Origin of the sequence: Rhizobium sp. PP-F2F-G48 (genome assembly GCF_004342335.1) — a bacterium.
In the GTDB taxonomy this organism is placed as follows: Bacteria; Pseudomonadota; Alphaproteobacteria; order Rhizobiales; family Rhizobiaceae; genus Ferranicluibacter.
Window position 1 is genome coordinate 211,735 of sequence record NZ_SLVH01000004.1, and the last position, 15,545, is coordinate 227,279.

Genomic DNA, 15,545 nt, shown 5'->3' on the forward strand with positions numbered 1-15,545 from the left:
TCCATTCAAAGGAGATCACCCCATGAAACGCATTCTTGCCGCCGTCACGGCATCCCTTCTGCTTGCAACCGGCGTTCACGCCCAGTCGGCCGCTGAAAAATCCGGCATCAACAGCGTGGCCGGCATCGCGCCGAAGACACAGGACTTCGTGCAGGAAGCGGCGGCCAGTGACATGTTCGAGATTGAATCCAGCAAGCTTGCGGTCGAGCGGGGCGACGAGGCCACCAAGGCCTTCGCTCAGCAGATGATCGCCGATCACGAAAAGACCAGCAGCGAACTGAAGACGATGGTCGGCGACCTCAAGCTCAGCCCGCCGCCGGCCAATGCGCTGTCATCCGCCCAAAAGGGCATGCTCGACGAGCTGAAGGCGCTGCAGGGCGCCGATTTCAACGAGGAGTATCACGACCGGCAGGTCACCGCCCATGAGAACGCCGTCGATCTCTTCAAGCGCTACGGCGAAGAAGGCGAGACGGCGGAACTGAAGAGCTGGGCTGCCAAGACGCTGCCGGCGCTCCAGCATCACTACGAAATGGCCCAGACGCTCGACGCCGAGTAACGCCACGCCGCGATAACATGGCTTGGGACGGATCGTCCCGGCCCCGCAGGCGGGCCTGTGGAGCCACCGAGACGGCAGCGTCGTTGCTGCCTTCTCGCATCTTCCCGTTCTAGCCGGATATTGGTCTGGCGAAGGGAACCAATATTCGGCATCAGTGTTCTCTAAAGCTCGGTCCTCAGCCGCGCCGTCCGCGGGTTCTGGCGCGGGTTCTGGAGAGACATGTGAGCACCAAAGCGACCGTTACCACCTCTCTTCGCAAGGCTGACCTTTCAGCGCCGCGCGAACCGGGCACCGCCAACAGGCTGTCGGGGCATGTCCTGCTGATCCTGATCGGCGTCACCGTCGTGTTGAAGGTGGGGCAGGAGATCTTCGTTCCGCTCGCGCTGTCGCTGCTTCTCACCTTCACGCTGGCCCCGATCGTCTCGTTCCTGCGCCGCCGTTCGGTGCCGAAGATCGCCGCGGTGATGATCGCGGTTGCCTCGGCTTTCTGCGCGATCGCACTCTTCAGCGTCATCGTCGCTTCGCAGGTGGCAAATCTCGCCCAGAATATCCCCGCCTATCAGCGCAATATCGTCGTCAAGGTCCAGACACTGGCGCAGGCCGGGTCCGGCGACGGCATCATGAAGCATCTCAGCGGCATCGTCGAACGGGTCGGGGAGGAAATCCAGACGCGGGCGGAGGAGAGCCAGGACGCCACGGCCGCCGCCGCGACCGCGCCGACCTCGCGCGAGCCCATGCCGGTCGAGATCGTCACGCGCTCGAACCCGATCCAGACACTCGGCAACTTCATCCTGCCGCTGATCAGCCCGTTCGCAACCGCCGGTCTCGTCATCGTTCTCGTCATCTTCATGCTTCTGGAGCGGGAGGATCTGCGCGATCGCTTCATCCGGCTGGTCGGCCTCAACGATCTGCACCGAACGACCGAAGCGCTTCAGGACGCCGGCAAGCGGGTCGGCAAATATCTGCTGATGCAGCTCGTGGTGAACGCGCTCTACGCCTTTCCGATCACCATCGGCCTCTGGATCCTCGGTATCCCCAATGCCATTCTCTGGGGGCTCCTGACGCTGGTCCTGCGCTTCGTGCCCTATATCGGCCCCGTCATCGGCATGATCCTGCCGCTGTTTCTGGCGCTCGCGATCGCGCCCGGCTGGTCGCTCGTGCTCTGGGTCGGCGCCCTGTTCCTGACGACGGAGCTGATCAGCAACAATGTCGTCGAGCCCTGGCTTTACGGATCGCATACGGGCCTGTCGCCGCTTGCCATCATTATCTCGGCCATCTTCTGGTCCTGGCTCTGGGGGCCGCTCGGTCTGATGCTGTCGACGCCTCTCACCGTCTGCCTTGTCGTTCTCGGCCGGTATGTCCCGCAATTCAGCTTTCTCGATGTGTTGCTCGGCAACGATCCCGTGCTCGAGCCGCACGAGAAGCTCTATCAGCGGCTCCTGGCGGGCGATCCGGACGAGGCGACGGCCAATGCGGAGGAGTATCTCGAAGACGAGTATCTGCTAGACTATTACGAAAAGGTCGGCATGCCGGCTCTGCTTCTCGGCGAGGGCGACAGGCAGCGCGGCGTCATGTCGGATGCGCAGGTCGAGCGCTTTTCCGGCAGCGTCCGGTCGCTGGTCGACAATCTCTCAGAGATCGCCGACGAGGAGGAAACCGAGGAAGAGACTCCGAAAGACGACGGAGACGACGGGACGGGTGAGAGCGTGGCGATGGACCTGCCGGACGGCACCGGCCACTCTCTTCTCTGCATCGGGGGGCGCGGAGAGATCGACGATGCCGCCGCCACGATGCTCGCCCAGCTTCTCGAAATTCAGGGTGCCAATGCCCTCGGCGTCGCCCATTCCACGACCGACATGCGCATGCTGAAGGACAGCGATACGATCGACACGGTCGTCTTTACGTTTCTCAATGGAAACTCCAAGACGCATGCCCGCAGCCTCGTCCGTCGTCTGAAGCGTTTGAAGCCCGGCCTGCGCGTCGGTCTCTTCGTGCCGCTTGCCAATGGCCAGGACAATCCGCGCCTCACGCTGGAGGATACGAATGCCGATTTCATCACGCTGACGCTGGCCGATACGGTGCGTTCAGCGCTGACCGAGACCGGCCCGGTGCCGCTGATGACCATTACCCGCAAGCTCGGCCGCCCGCGCATTCGCCTGGCAAAGACGGCCTGAGGAGGCTGCGGCAGCCTTGTCAAGGCGATAGGCCGGCGCATCGTGCCGTGTTGCGGATATGGGCTTCCATCTCCCCGCGCGCCGCCGCGGCATCGTTGCTGCGCAAGGCCGCGATGATGCGGCGATGCTCGGCGATGGAGTGGCGCATGCGTTCCGGATCGGTGATCGGGATCGGCTGACGCTGGGTCTCGGTCACCTGGTCGCGCACGGTCTGGTAGAGCGCTTTCAACATGGCGTTGGAACAGGCCGAGACGATCGTGCCGTGAAAGGCAAGGTCTGCTTCGACATTGGCAAGGAGATCCTGGCGCGCCCAGCATTCCTCCATGGTCTGCGTCGCCATTTCCATGCGGTCGAGCTGCAGCTGCGTCAGGCGACCCGCCGACAGCCGCGCGATCTCCCCCTCAAGCAGGATCCGGGTCTGGAAGACGTCGAACACCGAATAGCTGTCGGAATACCGCCATGGCGCCATGTGCCCGGACGCGCCCTTCGCATTCTCTCCCGCCGCTGCCACGAAAGTGCCGCGCCCGGCTTCGGTCTTTAAAAGCCCCAGCGTTTCCAGCGTCAGCAGCGCCTCGCGCAACGACGCGCGGCTGACGCCGAGGGTCTGGGAGAAGCCGCGCTGCGAGGGGATCTTTTCGCCCGCCTTCAAGGTCCCGTTCTGGATCATCGCCTGGATTTCGCGGGCGACCGATTGCGGCACGAGCGTCTTGTTCAACATGAAAACCCCATTCCGCACCTCAAGCGCTCGGCATCGAGCGCTCGCAACCCGTTACGTCCGATCACCTCGTGAACGCTTGCCCATTCAGGTCCACGATCCCGGAGACAGGCGTCCAATCTATTTTGTTCCCAGCCATTGCCAAGCGGAAAGCATCGTGCTTCTTTGGCCTGACTGGTCTGACCAGTCAGGCCACTGTAGATTGAGTCACGTTCAAATAACAAGGGGAACTCTCATGACACGAACGAACACATTCAAGACCACGCTTCTCGCCGGTGCCCTCGCGATCTTCGGTGCGGCCGGTGCATTCGCGGCCGATCTCACCGTCGGCGCCAATATCGGCAACGTGCCGTGGGAATTCGAGGATGCCAGCGGCAAGGTCACCGGATTCGAAGTCGATCTCGTCAACGAAATCGCCAAGCGTCTCGGAAAGACCGTCGAGTTCGTCAACACGCCGTTCAACGGCCTCTTCCCGGCCGTCCAGTCCGGCCGCATCAACATGGCGGTCTCCTCGATCACCATCACCGAGAAGCGCCTCGCGTCCGTCACCTTCGCCCAGCCCTATTACGACAGCGACCAGTCGCTGACCGTCACGTCCGCCTCCGGCATCACGGGTCTGAAAGACATGGGCGGCAAGGTCGTCGGCGTCGATACCGGCTCGACCGGCGACATGTGGGCGGATGCGCACAAGGCCGAGTACAAGCTGGGCGAAATCCGCCGCTTCGAAGGTCTCCAGCCCGCCATGCTCGACCTCGTCGCCGGCCGCGTCGATGGCTACATCTCCGACATTCCGGCGCTGCTCTATTATGCCAAGGACAAGCCGGAGCTGAAGGTTGTCGAGCGGATTCCGACCGGCGAGAAATACTCGATCATGTTCAACAAGGGCGATCCGCTGGCCAGTGAGGTGAACGACGTGATCACCAAGCTCAAGGGCGAGGGCTTCATCGCCAAGCTTCACGAGACCTGGTTCGGCGCCAAGGCCGAGGACACGACCTCGACCGTCGCCGTCATGGACATGCCCAAGGCCAAGTAAGCCGCAACCGCACCGGCAGGGCCTGTCAAAGATCCTGCCGGATGCCAGGGAGCCGTTTCGGCCATGAATCTGATCAATACCTTCTTCAACATGCAGGTGCTGGCCGATAGCCTGCCGCAGCTCCTGTGGGGGCTTCTGGTCACGCTGAAGATCGGCGTCACCAGCATTCTCTGCGGCCTTGCCGGTGGCCTGTTTCTTGCCATTGCGCGGCTCTACGCGCCGGCCGTCTTCAAGCTGCTGATCCGGTTTTATATCGATATCTTCCGGTCTATCCCGCTGCTCGTGCTGCTGATCGTCATCTATTATGCGCTTCCCTTCGTGGGCATCCGCCTGTCGCCCTTCCTCTCGGCGGTCGCGGCGCTCTCGCTGGTGTCGGCGGCCTATACGGCCGAAATCTTCCGTGCCGGCATCGAGGCCATTCCGCATGGCCAGTTCGAGGCGTCGGCCGCGCTCGGCCTTTCCAACCGGCACACGATGATCGACGTGATCCTGCCGCAGGCCGTCCGCATCGTCATTCCGCCGCTCACCAACAATTGCATCAACGTCATGAAGGATACGGCGCTCGCCTCCGTCGTTGCCATGCCGGATCTTCTGAAGCAGGCGACGCAGGCGCAGGCGCTCTCCGCCAATCCGACGCCGCTGATCGGCGCCGCCCTCATCTATGTCCTGCTGCTCTGGCCGATGGTCGCGGTCGTCGCCCGCCTCGAAAAACATTTCGCACGGGGGAAACGCTGATGACCACACCCGTCTCGACGCCGGCTTCGGCGATCATCTCCATCCGCGGCCTGACGAAGGCCTACGGCACCTTCACCGTTCTGCACGGCATCGATCTCGATATCGCCGAGGGCGAGGTCGTCTGCGTCATCGGACCGTCCGGCTCCGGCAAATCGACGCTGATCCGCTGCATCAATCATCTCGAAGCCTTCTCGCCGGACAGCGCCATCACGGTCGATGGCATCCGCGTCGAACCCGGCAAGGCGCTGGCCAAGGTTCGCGCCGAAGTCGGCATGGTGTTCCAGTCCTTCAATCTCTTTCCGCACATGACCGTGCTGAAGAACGTCATGCTCGCGCCGATGCGGGTGCGGGGCACCACGAAGATCGAGGCGGAGCGCAAGGCGCGCGAATTGCTGTCCCGCGTCGGCATTGCCGAACAGGCGGAGAAGTTTCCAGGTCAGCTGTCCGGCGGCCAGCAGCAACGCGTGGCCATCGCCCGCGCGCTCGCCATGGAGCCGCGCGTCCTGCTGTTCGACGAGCCGACCTCGTCGCTCGATCCGGAAATGGTGGGTGAGGTGCTGGATGTGATGCGCACGCTCGCCGGCACCGGCGTCACGATGATCATCGTGACGCACGAGATGGGTTTTGCCCGGCAGGTCGCCGACCGCGTCATCTTCATGGACAGCGGGCGGCTGGTCGAAGCCGGCACGCCGGCCCTGATCTTCGACAGCCCGGCGGAGGAGCGGACGCGCAGCTTCCTGCGCGCCGTCCTCAATCACTAACAAGAAAACGATACGGAGGAACTCCCATGGCCACCACGACCCCGCTCGATCTCGATTATGTGCGCAGCCAGTTTCCAGGGCTCGGCCGCGGCTGGGCCTTTTTCGACAATGCGGGGGGATCGCAGATCCTCCAGGGGGCGATCGAGCGCATCAACACGTTCCTGATCGAAAAGAACGTCCAGATCGGCGGCTCCTACGACGTTTCCCAGGAGGCCGCCCGCGCGCTCTACGAGGCGCGCACGGCTGCCATGCATCTCGTCAATGCGCGCCGACCGGAAGAGATCGTCTTCGGCAGTTCGACCACGGCGCTGCTGCAGAACCTCGCCCGCGCCATGCAGAGCCAGCTGTCGCCGGGCGACGAGATCGTCATCACCGTCAGCGATCACGAATCCAATATCGGCCCCTGGGACCGGCTGCAGGCGGCCGGCATCACGCTGAAGGTCTGGCCGCTCAATACCGAGACAATGACGCTCGATCTCGCCGATCTCGCCCCGTTGATGACCGAGCGCACGAAGCTCGTCTGCGTCACCCACGTCTCCAACATTCTCGGCTCGGTCAACCCGATCCGCGAGATTGCCGATTTCGTGCATGCGCGCGGCGCTCAGATCTGCGTCGATGCGGTCGCCTATGCGCCGCACCGCGCCATCGACGTGCAGGCCTTCGACGCCGACTATTACGTCTTCAGCCTCTACAAGACGTATGGCCCGCACTACGCCTTGATGTACGGCAAATACGACCTGCTGCTCGAACTCGATACGCTCTACCACTACTTCTACGGCAAGGACAAAGTGCCGGGCAAGCTGGAGCCGGGCAACCCGAACTACGAGCTGGCCTATGCCACCTGCGGCATCGTCGATTATCTTGCGACGCTCGGCGAGCAGTCCGGCGAGACCGGCTCCACCCGCCAAAAGATCGAGGCGGCGTTTTCGGCGATCACGGCACAGGAGAATGCGCTGGCCGAGCGGCTGCTCGCCTATCTCCGCGCCCGCAACGACTGCCATATCGTCGGTCAGGCCACCAATCGCGGCGACACGCGCGTGCCCACCATCGCCTTCCGCTTCGATGGCCGGGATGCCGGCGAACTTTGCAAGGCGATGGACGCCGAGAAGATCGCCATGCGGTTCGGGGATTTCCACTCCCGCCGCCTTGCCGAATATCTCGGCCTCACCGACCATGGCGGCATGCTGCGGGTCTCGATGGTTCACTACAACACGCTGGAAGAGGTCGATCGCTTTACCGCGGCGCTCGACCGCATCCTTGCCGGCGATGCCGGGCTTGCCAAGGCCTGTTGAGCAGGCCGTATCAACCGCAGGAACGAAGGAGAGAACGATGCGCTTCGATACGGTGATCCGCCACGGAACGGTGGTGACGGCCTCCGATACGTTCAAGAGCGATATCGGCATCCGTAATGGCCGCATCGCCGCGCTTGCGGCCGAGCTGACGGACGCCGACGAGGTGATCGATGCGACCGGCCTTCTGGTTCTTCCCGGCGGGATCGACAGCCATGTGCATCTCGACCAGCCCTCCGGCGACGGCATCGTCATGGCCGATGATTTCGACAGCGGCACCCGCTCGGCGGCCATCGGGGGCAACACGACGGTCATGGCCTTCTGCATGCAGGAAAAGGGCCAGTCGCTGCGCGAAGCCCTGAAGATCTACCATGCCAAGGCCGACGACAAATGCCAGGTGGACGTCTCCTTCCACATGGTCATCACCGATCCGACGCCCGACGTGCTCGGTCAGGAAGTGCCGGCTCTGGTCGAGGACGGCTATACCTCGATGAAGGTGTTCATGACCTATGACGGCCTGCGCCTGCGGGACGACGAGATCCTCGCCACGCTCGACACCGCGCGGCGCACCGGCGCGCTCGTCATGGTCCATTGCGAGAACGAGGATGCCATCCGCTACCTCATCGGCCGTCACGAGGCGGAGGGCAAGCTTGCGCCGAAATTCCACGCGACGACCCGTCCGGTGGCGGCGGAACGCGAGGCGACGCACCGCGCTTTGTCGCTGGCCGAGATCGTCGACGTGCCGATCGTCATCGTCCACGTCTCCAACCGCGAGGCGATGGAGGAAATCCGCCGCGCGCGCCAGCGCGGCCAGAAGATCGCCGGAGAGACCTGCCCGCAATATCTGATGCTGACGGCGGACGATCTGGACCAGGAGGCGCTCGAGGGCGCAAAATATGTCTGCTCGCCGCCGCCGCGCGACAAGGCCAGTCAGGACGCCTGCTGGGAGGGTCTCGAACAGGGCGTGTTCGACCTCTTCTCCTCGGATCATTGCCCCTTCCGTTTCGATGATGGGGAAGGCAAGCTGAACGAGAAGGGCAAACGGCATTTCCGCTGGATTCCCAACGGCATCCCGGGCGTCGCCACGCGTCTTCCGATCCTCTTTTCCGAAGGCGTGATGAAGGGCCGGATCGACCTCAACACCTTCGTCGCGGTCACCGCCACCAATCATGCCAAGCTCTACGGGCTCTACCCGCGCAAGGGCACGATCGCCATCGGCTCGGATGCCGACCTTGCGCTCTGGGACCCCGAAAAGCGCACGACGCTCAGCAACGACCTCCTCCACCACGGCGCCGATTACACACCTTACGAAGGCCTCGACCTCAAAGGCTGGCCTATCCGCGTGCTCCTGCGTGGCCGGACGATCGTTGAGGACGGCAAGCCCGCCAATGTCGGCGTGCCCGGCGGCACCTATCTGCCGCGGGGAAAATCTTCGCTCATTCGATGACGGCAGATCCGATGGGCACGGATGGTGACGCATCGCTCAGGGCCTGGGTCGCCTGACGCCTGTCGTGCGAAACGAAGACCTAGTGATCGCGGTTTGCGACGAAGGCTGCGGCGTCGACCAGGGTTCTCGCGGCATCGCCATGGGGCGCCAGCAGAGCGCTGGCCTCTGCGATCAGGCGCGCGAGCTCGGTTTCGGCCCAGTCGGTGCCGCGGCGGGAGACCAGGGTTGCCTTGCCGCGTGCCGCGTCCTTGCCGGTCGCCTTGCCCATGGTCTTGGCGTCCGCCTTGAGGTCGAGCAGATCGTCCGCGAGCTGGAAGGCGCGGCCGATATGCTCGCCGAACCGGCGGAGCCGGGTTCGGTCTTCGGCACCTTTGCCGGAAACGATCGCGCCGGCTTCGCAGGCGAAACGGATCAGCGCGCCGGTTTTCATGGCCTGGAGCGTGACGATGCCCTGCTCATCGGGTGCCTGGCTTTCGGCGGCAAGATCGAGCGCCTGTCCCCCGGCCATGCCGCCGAGGCCGGAAGCGCGGGCCAGCGCCAGCACCAGCGCCGTTTTCACCGCATCCGGAAGCACGGTCTCGGGGCCCGCAAGAATGTCGAAGGCGAGCGTCAGCAAGCTGTCGCCGGCAAGGATCGCGTTCGCCTCGCCATAGGCGATGTGGACCGTCGGCTTCCCACGGCGCAGGTCGTCGTCGTCCATGGCCGGGAGATCGTCATGGACGAGAGAATAGCAGTGTACGCATTCCAGCGCCGCGGCGACGCGAAGGGCCGCCTTTTCGTCTCCCCCGAACAGCGCGGTACTTTCCAGGACAAGGAAGGGGCGCAGACGCTTGCCGCCGTTCAGCACGCCGTGCCGCATGGCGGCCAGCAGCGCCGGCGGACGGGCGATCTCGTCGGGGGCAAGCGCGTCGCCAAGGAGCGCGTCGAGGCAGGCCTTGACCTGATCGGCACGCCTTCGGAGTTGGGCATCGAAGGTCGGGGCAACTGCGTTCATGGCGGCTCTTTGGCACGAGCGTGCGGCGCCATGCAATAAATTTCACGTAGAAGGCCCTTTCCACCGGGGACAGCCGTGAAAATGACGTTCAAATCCCCAGCGTCTTAGATTAAGACGGTGGGCACGGATGGGGCCATGGATGGGTTGATCAGGCGGGACGACCAGAACTGGGATATCGTACCCGAACCACGTGAGCCAGAATCGCGGGGGACAGATGCCCGTACGCTGCCGGCCGATGCGTCCCAAACGCCGGAGCCCGGATTTCCCGTCACGGACGCGCCACCGGACGTGCCCTTCGAGGCACGCCCGGAAATGCGTTCGGGCGATGCTGGCGGGAGGCGTCCGGCGGATCGGGACGACCGTGGCCCGGACACAGGTGGAGATGAGGAACTGCCGTCAAACGCCAAACGAGGCATGCTCGCGCGGATGAGGCGCCGCTGGCGTCGGCTGGTCGTCATCGCCGTCGTTCTCCTGCTGCTGCCCTATGCATTGATCATCCTCTATTCTCCGAACATCGTGCATCCCGTGTCCTCGCTCATGCTGCGCGACCTCGCGCTGTTTCGCGGCTATGACCGGCAATGGGTGCCGTTCGAGAAAATTTCGCCCAATCTCGTCCAGGCGGTCATGATGTCGGAAGACGGGCAGTTCTGCATGCATGCCGGGGTCGACTGGGTGCAGATGCGCGGCGTCGTCGATGACGCGCTGGAGGGCGAGCAGACGCGGGGCGCGAGCACCATTCCCATGCAGACGGCCAAGAACCTGTTTCTTTGGAACGGCCGCTCCTTCGTGCGCAAGGCCATGGAACTGCCTTTGGCGCTGGCCGCGGATTTTGTATGGACCAAGCGACGGCTGATGGAGATCTATCTCAATATCGCCGAATGGGGGCCGGGGATCTACGGCGCGGAGGCGGCGGCGCAGCATCATTTCGGCGTGCCCGCCTCCAAGCTGACGCGGCGCCAGGCCGCCCTTCTCGCCGTTTCCTTGCCCAATCCGATCGATCGCAATGCCGGCAAGCCGGGGCGGGGGCTAAAGCGGCTCGCGGCCATGATCGAGCGTCGGGCGGGCGCGTCGGGCGGATACATCAAGTGCCTTTATCCCTGAAATCACGCCTTTTGATTGGATAGGCTTTCCCAGGTCTGGTCTAACGCCGGGACGGTTACAGGAGACCCCGCATGAGCGAACTCGTCCTTTACGTCGGCAACAAGAACTATTCCTCCTGGTCGCTGCGGCCATGGCTGGCTCTGAAAGCCTGCGGCGTCCCCTTTGCCGATGTCGTCATCCCCTTCGACTTCCCCAACGGCAATCCGCGCTTCCGGGAGATTTCGCCGACAGCCCGGGTTCCGGTGCTGCACCATGGCGATATCAGGGTGTGGGAATCGCTGGCGATCATCGAATATGCGGCCGAATTCTTTCCCGAGGCCGGCTTGTGGCCGGAGGACCGAACCGACCGCGCCACGGCGCGCAGCATCTCGATGGAAATGCTGGCGGGGTTTCGGGCGTTGCGCGGCGCCTGCCCGATGAACATCCGCCGGCCGGTCGGCGCGATCGCCCTGCCGGACAGCGTGACGGAAGACGTCGCGCGGATCGAGACCATCTGGGCGCAGGCTCTCGCCAGATCGGGCGGGCCGTTTCTCTTCGGACGCTTTACGGCCGCGGATGCCATGTTCGCCCCGGTCGTCAACCGCTTCGAGATCTATGCCCTGACGAAAGATGCGGTGTCGCTGGCTTACATGGCCGCGGTCAAGGCGCATCCGGCCTTCGTCGCCTGGCAGACGGATGCCCTGAAAGAGACCTGGATCGTGCCGGAAGACGAGGCCTGAGCGCGACCTGCCGAAACTTCGCATTGGCAGGCCAAAAAAAACCTGTGGGGTCTGGCCAAGATGGCATCTTGCATGTATAAGCCCGGCCAATTCCGAGATTGAAACGCCTTCATCCCGGCCCGTTCAACGGTCCGCAGACTGGTGGTTTCCCCCGATACGTGGAGTGTTTGAAATGGCTGTTCCTAAGAGAAAAACGAGCCCGTCGAAGCGCGGCATGCGCCGTTCTGCTGATGCGCTGAAGACCCCGACCTACATCGAAGACAAGAACTCCGGTGAACTGCGTCGCCCGCATCACATCGACATGAAGACCGGTATGTACCGTGGTCGTCAGGTCCTGACGCCGAAGGCAAGCTGATCGTCGTCCGTTCGGCCCGCCTGACCTTGGCGGTGCTGCGAACGGGGCGTCAAAGCGACAGATTTTGAAAAAGGCTGGCCCCGTGCCGGCCTTTTCCGCGTTTTCAGGGTCAGTCCCAACCGCACGGCCGACCGCCGACCGTCTCGATTGCCGTCTCCCTCCCTTGCCTTGATTGCTGCACATGCCTGGTTCATACCTCGGCCGTGCCCAGAACCAGGGCAGGAACCGGGACAAAACCGGGACAGACGATTTTTGCCAGACAGGACCTCCGCCATGCTCGCATCCATCCCCCTCCTGATCCTGCCGTTCGCGCTCTACAATCTCGCGATGACGGGGGCATTCGGCTCGGGTGGCGTTGCCGTCTTCGCAGATACCGTGACGAGCCTTGCCATGCTGTCCGGCGCGACGTGGAACATGAGCCTCGGCGATCTCCTGATCGTCGGAAGCCTGGTTCTTCTCTTCGTGGAAATTCTCAAAGCCACCCGGACGAGTTCCAAGACGCTGGTCGATCACATCCTGTCGATGGTGCTCTTCATCGTCTTCCTGGTCGAGTTCCTGCTGGTGGCGGGCGCGGCGACCGACATCTTCTTCATCCTGATGGCGATCAGCTTCATCGACGTGATCGCCGGCTTCACGATCTCGATGCGCACGGCGGGGCGGGATGTCTCGATCGGGCTTTGATCAAGCCCTGAAGGCAAGAGAGAGCCAAGGGGAGCCAGCTGGAAGCTGGGGGCGGGAGAACGGCGACCGTGACGAGCGCCGTCTCCGGTAGACCTCAGGTCAGGTTCTCAAGCTTGCTCTGGAGCGCGCGCAGCTGCTCCTTCAGCTCGTCGATGTCCTTGGCCTCGGCTTTGCGCGGTTCGCGCGCCTGCGGTGCTGCGGCCATGAAGGGCGAGAACATCTGCATGGCCTGATGGAACATCTCCGTGTTCCGCTTCACCTGTTCCTCGACAAGCTGCAGCGGCACCTGAAGGTTCTTGCTCAGGGGCGTGTCTCCGAAGGCCTTGCCGATCTGCTCGCGCATCTGCACCTGCTGGTCGGTAAAGGCCTGCATGGAATGTTCGAGATAGCTCGGCACGACCGCCTGCATCTGATCGCCATAAAAGGCGATGAGCTGGCGCAGGAACGAGATCGGCAGCAGCGTGTTGCCGGTCTTGCTCTCCTGCTCGAAGATGATCTGCGTCAGGACGGAATGGGTGATGTCTTCCCCGGTCTTTGCGTCCTGAACGTTGAACTCCTCCCCCTTCTTGACCATGACCGCGAGATCGTCGAGCGTGACATAGGTGCTCGTGCCGGTGTTGTAGAGCCGCCGGTTCGCGTATTTCTTGATAACGATCTGACCGTCCTGCTTCGCCATCAGGGTCTCCTCCCCAAATTGCTGTTTTTATGGCATTTCATGAGGATATGCGGAAAGCGCAGCATAAGACAATCTCTTTGTGCGCTGCGGCGATCACGCTCGCGTATCAACTTACAGGTTTATCCAGTTACGCTTTGACTTGCGCGCTGACCTAGTTCAGACTCCTCTCATAGAGGGTCTCGCCAGCCGGATCCGATTGCATCAAAAGGGAGGAGACCGTGATGAGCACACCGTCCATCGTCATCGCCAGCGCAGGACGCACCGCCGTCGGCGCGTTCAATGGTTCGTTCGCCAATACGCCGGCCCATGAGCTGGGCGCCGCCGTGATCAAGGGCGTGCTGGCGCGCGCCGGCGTCGAAGCCGCCGAGGTCGATGAGGTCATTCTCGGGCAGGTGCTGTCTGCCGGCGAGGGACAGAACCCGGCGCGTCAGGCGGCCATGAAGGCCGGCGTGCCGCAGGAAAAGACGGCCTGGGGCATGAACCAGCTCTGCGGCTCGGGCCTGCGGGCCGTCGCGCTCGGCATGCAGCAGATCGCCACGGGCGATGCCTCCATCATCGTCGCCGGCGGCATGGAATCCATGTCCATGGCACCGCACTGCGCGCATCTGCGCTCCGGCGTGAAGATGGGCGATTTCAAGATGATCGACACCATGATCAAGGACGGTCTGACGGACGCGTTCCATGGCTACCACATGGGCGTGACGGCCGAAAACATCGCCAAGAAGTGGCAGTTGTCGCGCGACGACCAGGACCAGTTCGCGCTCGCGTCGCAGAACAAGGCCGAAGCCGCCCAGAAGGCAGGACGCTTTGCCGACGAGATCATTCCGTTCATCGTCTCGACGCGCAAGGGCGACGTGACCGTGGACAGCGACGAGTATATCCGCCATGGCGCGACGATCGAGAGCATGGCGAAGCTGCGCCCGGCCTTCGACAAGGAAGGCACCGTGACGGCTGCCAATGCCTCTGGCCTCAATGACGGTGCCGCGGCAACGCTCCTGATGAGCGAGCAGGAAGCCACGCGCCGGGGCATCACCCCGCTGGCCCGCATCGCCTCCTGGGCGACGGCCGGCGTCGATCCGCAGATCATGGGCACGGGCCCGATCCCCGCCTCGCGCAAGGCGCTGGAAAAGGCCGGATGGTCCGCGTCTGACCTCGACCTCGTGGAAGCCAACGAGGCCTTCGCGGCGCAGGCCTGCGCCGTCAACAAGGATCTCGGCTGGGATACGTCCATCGTCAACGTCAATGGCGGTGCGATCGCCATCGGTCATCCGATCGGCGCTTCGGGCGCGCGCATTCTCAACACGTTGCTGTTCGAGATGAAGCGCCGGGGCGCCAAGCGTGGCCTTGCCACGCTCTGCATCGGCGGCGGCATGGGCATCGCCCTCTGCGTCGAAGGGCTCTGAAACGGGGCCGACGCCAAAGGCCGGCGCTGAGCCGGCCTGCAAGCGTCCCGCCGATACCCGCCGGGACGATACGATCGATTTCAAAGACCGTCATGAAGAGGGAGGACGTGCATGAGCAGGGTTGCCTTGGTAACGGGGGGAACGCGCGGCATCGGTGCCGCCATTTCGATTGCACTCAAGGGTGCCGGATATCGCGTTGCAGCGAATTATGCCGGCAATGACGAAAAGGCGCAGGCCTTTTCCGAGGTCACGGGTGTGCCGGTCTTCAAATGGGATGTGTCGGACTATGCCGCTTGCGCGGCCGGTGTCGCCAAGATCGAGGAGGCCTTCGGGCCGGTCGAGGTTCTGGTCAACAATGCGGGCATCACGCGCGACGCCATGTTTCACAAGATGACGCCGTCCCAGTGGACGGAGGTCGTCAACGTCAACCTGAACGGCCTCTTCAACATGACGCATCCGGTCTGGTCCGGCATGCGGGACCGTAATTTCGGTCGTGTCGTCAATATTTCCTCGATCAACGCCCAGAAGGGCCAGATGGGTCAGGCCAACTATTCCGCCTCCAAGGCCGGCGACATCGGCTTTACCAAGGCGCTGGCGCAGGAAGGTGCCGCAAAGGGCATCACCGTCAATGCCATCTGCCCCGGCTATATCGGCACGGAAATGGTGCGGGCGATTCCCGAAAAGGTCCTGAACGAGCGGATCATTCCGCAGATCCCGGTCGGCCGGCTCGGCGAGCCCGAGGAAGTGGCGCGCTGCGTGGTGTTCCTGGCATCGGACGATGCCGGATTCATCACCGGATCGACACTGTCGGCCAATGGCGGACAGTTCTTCGTCTGAGAAATTCCGTCCATCGCATCGCGATGGACGGTCTTTTTGGCCGCGTGGCCTTGTGTTTCCCGCACAGCG

16 protein-coding genes are annotated in these 15,545 nt (G+C 63.5%); 13 read left to right on the forward strand and 3 right to left on the reverse strand.

Annotated features, from left to right (window positions below; translation table 11 throughout):
• The first annotated feature begins 22 nt into the window (after nt 1-22).
• Both C8J36_RS12185 and C8J36_RS12190 read left to right on the forward strand, forming a co-directional pair.
• Complete coding sequence (locus C8J36_RS12185) at nt 23-556, forward strand: DUF4142 domain-containing protein (RefSeq protein ID WP_132535230.1); 534 nt, start codon at nt 23-25, stop codon at nt 554-556.
• A 302-nt stretch (nt 557-858) separates the two neighbouring features.
• Nucleotides 859-2,730, forward strand: a complete 1,872-nt coding sequence (locus tag C8J36_RS12190; RefSeq protein WP_245506552.1) for an AI-2E family transporter — start codon at nt 859-861, stop codon at nt 2,728-2,730.
• A 19-nt stretch (nt 2,731-2,749) separates the two neighbouring features.
• On the opposite strand, the gene C8J36_RS12195 is transcribed toward C8J36_RS12190, so the two are convergent.
• Nucleotides 2,750-3,448 (reverse strand): FCD domain-containing protein, encoded by a 699-nt coding sequence (locus tag C8J36_RS12195; protein ID WP_062596367.1) that lies wholly within the window; start codon nt 3,446-3,448, stop codon nt 2,750-2,752.
• A gap of 232 nt (nt 3,449-3,680) precedes the next feature.
• On the opposite strand from C8J36_RS12195, the gene C8J36_RS12200 reads away from it, so the two are divergent.
• From C8J36_RS12200 to hydA, 5 genes are all read left to right on the forward strand, one after another.
• A complete protein-coding gene (locus tag C8J36_RS12200) occupies nt 3,681-4,478 on the forward strand; it encodes an ABC transporter substrate-binding protein (protein ID WP_062596366.1) in 798 nt (265 codons plus the stop codon).
• Nucleotides 4,479-4,541: 63 nt separating this feature from the next.
• On the forward strand, nt 4,542-5,213 hold the full coding sequence (locus tag C8J36_RS12205; protein WP_132535234.1) for an amino acid ABC transporter permease: 672 nt from the start codon (nt 4,542-4,544) through the stop codon (nt 5,211-5,213).
• A complete protein-coding gene (locus C8J36_RS12210) occupies nt 5,213-5,974 on the forward strand; it encodes an amino acid ABC transporter ATP-binding protein (RefSeq protein ID WP_132535236.1) in 762 nt (253 codons plus the stop codon). Before C8J36_RS12205 ends, C8J36_RS12210 begins: the two co-directional genes overlap by 1 nt.
• Before the next feature lie 26 nt (nt 5,975-6,000).
• Nucleotides 6,001-7,266, forward strand: coding sequence for a cysteine desulfurase-like protein (locus C8J36_RS12215; RefSeq protein WP_132535238.1), 1,266 nt, complete (start codon nt 6,001-6,003; stop codon nt 7,264-7,266).
• A 37-nt stretch (nt 7,267-7,303) separates the two neighbouring features.
• The gene (hydA, locus tag C8J36_RS12220; protein WP_132535240.1) at nt 7,304-8,710 is read left to right on the forward strand and encodes a dihydropyrimidinase; all 1,407 of its coding nucleotides are present in this window, start codon (nt 7,304-7,306) and stop codon (nt 8,708-8,710) included.
• Between the two features lie 79 nt (nt 8,711-8,789).
• Here hydA and C8J36_RS12225 read toward each other — a convergent pair whose 3' ends face one another.
• Nucleotides 8,790-9,704: a polyprenyl synthetase family protein gene (locus tag C8J36_RS12225; protein ID WP_132535242.1), complete on the reverse strand. Its 915-nt coding sequence runs from the start codon at nt 9,702-9,704 to the stop codon at nt 8,790-8,792.
• A 414-nt stretch (nt 9,705-10,118) separates the two neighbouring features.
• Between C8J36_RS12225 and mtgA the strand changes: the two genes are divergently transcribed.
• The 4 genes from mtgA (at nt 10,119) to C8J36_RS12245 (ending at nt 12,560) form a co-directional block, all read left to right on the forward strand.
• Nucleotides 10,119-10,805, forward strand: a complete 687-nt coding sequence (gene mtgA, locus C8J36_RS12230) for a monofunctional biosynthetic peptidoglycan transglycosylase (protein WP_165915039.1) — start codon at nt 10,119-10,121, stop codon at nt 10,803-10,805.
• A 71-nt stretch (nt 10,806-10,876) separates the two neighbouring features.
• The gene (locus C8J36_RS12235) at nt 10,877-11,524 is read left to right on the forward strand and encodes a glutathione S-transferase family protein (RefSeq protein ID WP_132535244.1); all 648 of its coding nucleotides are present in this window, start codon (nt 10,877-10,879) and stop codon (nt 11,522-11,524) included.
• 172 nt (nt 11,525-11,696) lie between these two features.
• A complete protein-coding gene (gene rpmF / locus C8J36_RS12240; RefSeq protein WP_062477634.1) occupies nt 11,697-11,879 on the forward strand; it encodes a 50S ribosomal protein L32 in 183 nt (60 codons plus the stop codon).
• A 273-nt stretch (nt 11,880-12,152) separates the two neighbouring features.
• The gene (locus C8J36_RS12245) at nt 12,153-12,560 is read left to right on the forward strand and encodes a hypothetical protein (RefSeq protein ID WP_062596358.1); all 408 of its coding nucleotides are present in this window, start codon (nt 12,153-12,155) and stop codon (nt 12,558-12,560) included.
• A gap of 94 nt (nt 12,561-12,654) precedes the next feature.
• Here the strand turns inward: C8J36_RS12245 and phaR are convergent, their stop codons facing one another.
• Entirely contained in the window at nt 12,655-13,236 is a 582-nt protein-coding gene (gene phaR, locus C8J36_RS12250; protein ID WP_062596357.1) for a polyhydroxyalkanoate synthesis repressor PhaR, read from the reverse strand.
• 221 nt (nt 13,237-13,457) lie between these two features.
• On the opposite strand from phaR, the gene C8J36_RS12255 reads away from it, so the two are divergent.
• Both C8J36_RS12255 and C8J36_RS12260 read left to right on the forward strand, forming a co-directional pair.
• Nucleotides 13,458-14,639 carry an acetyl-CoA C-acetyltransferase gene (locus C8J36_RS12255; RefSeq protein ID WP_132535246.1) on the forward strand — a complete coding sequence of 394 codons (1,182 nt, stop codon included), beginning with the start codon at nt 13,458-13,460 and terminating at the stop codon, nt 14,637-14,639.
• A gap of 111 nt (nt 14,640-14,750) precedes the next feature.
• Nucleotides 14,751-15,476, forward strand: a complete 726-nt coding sequence (locus tag C8J36_RS12260; RefSeq protein ID WP_062596355.1) for a beta-ketoacyl-ACP reductase — start codon at nt 14,751-14,753, stop codon at nt 15,474-15,476.
• The last annotated feature ends 69 nt before the right edge of the window (nt 15,477-15,545 follow it).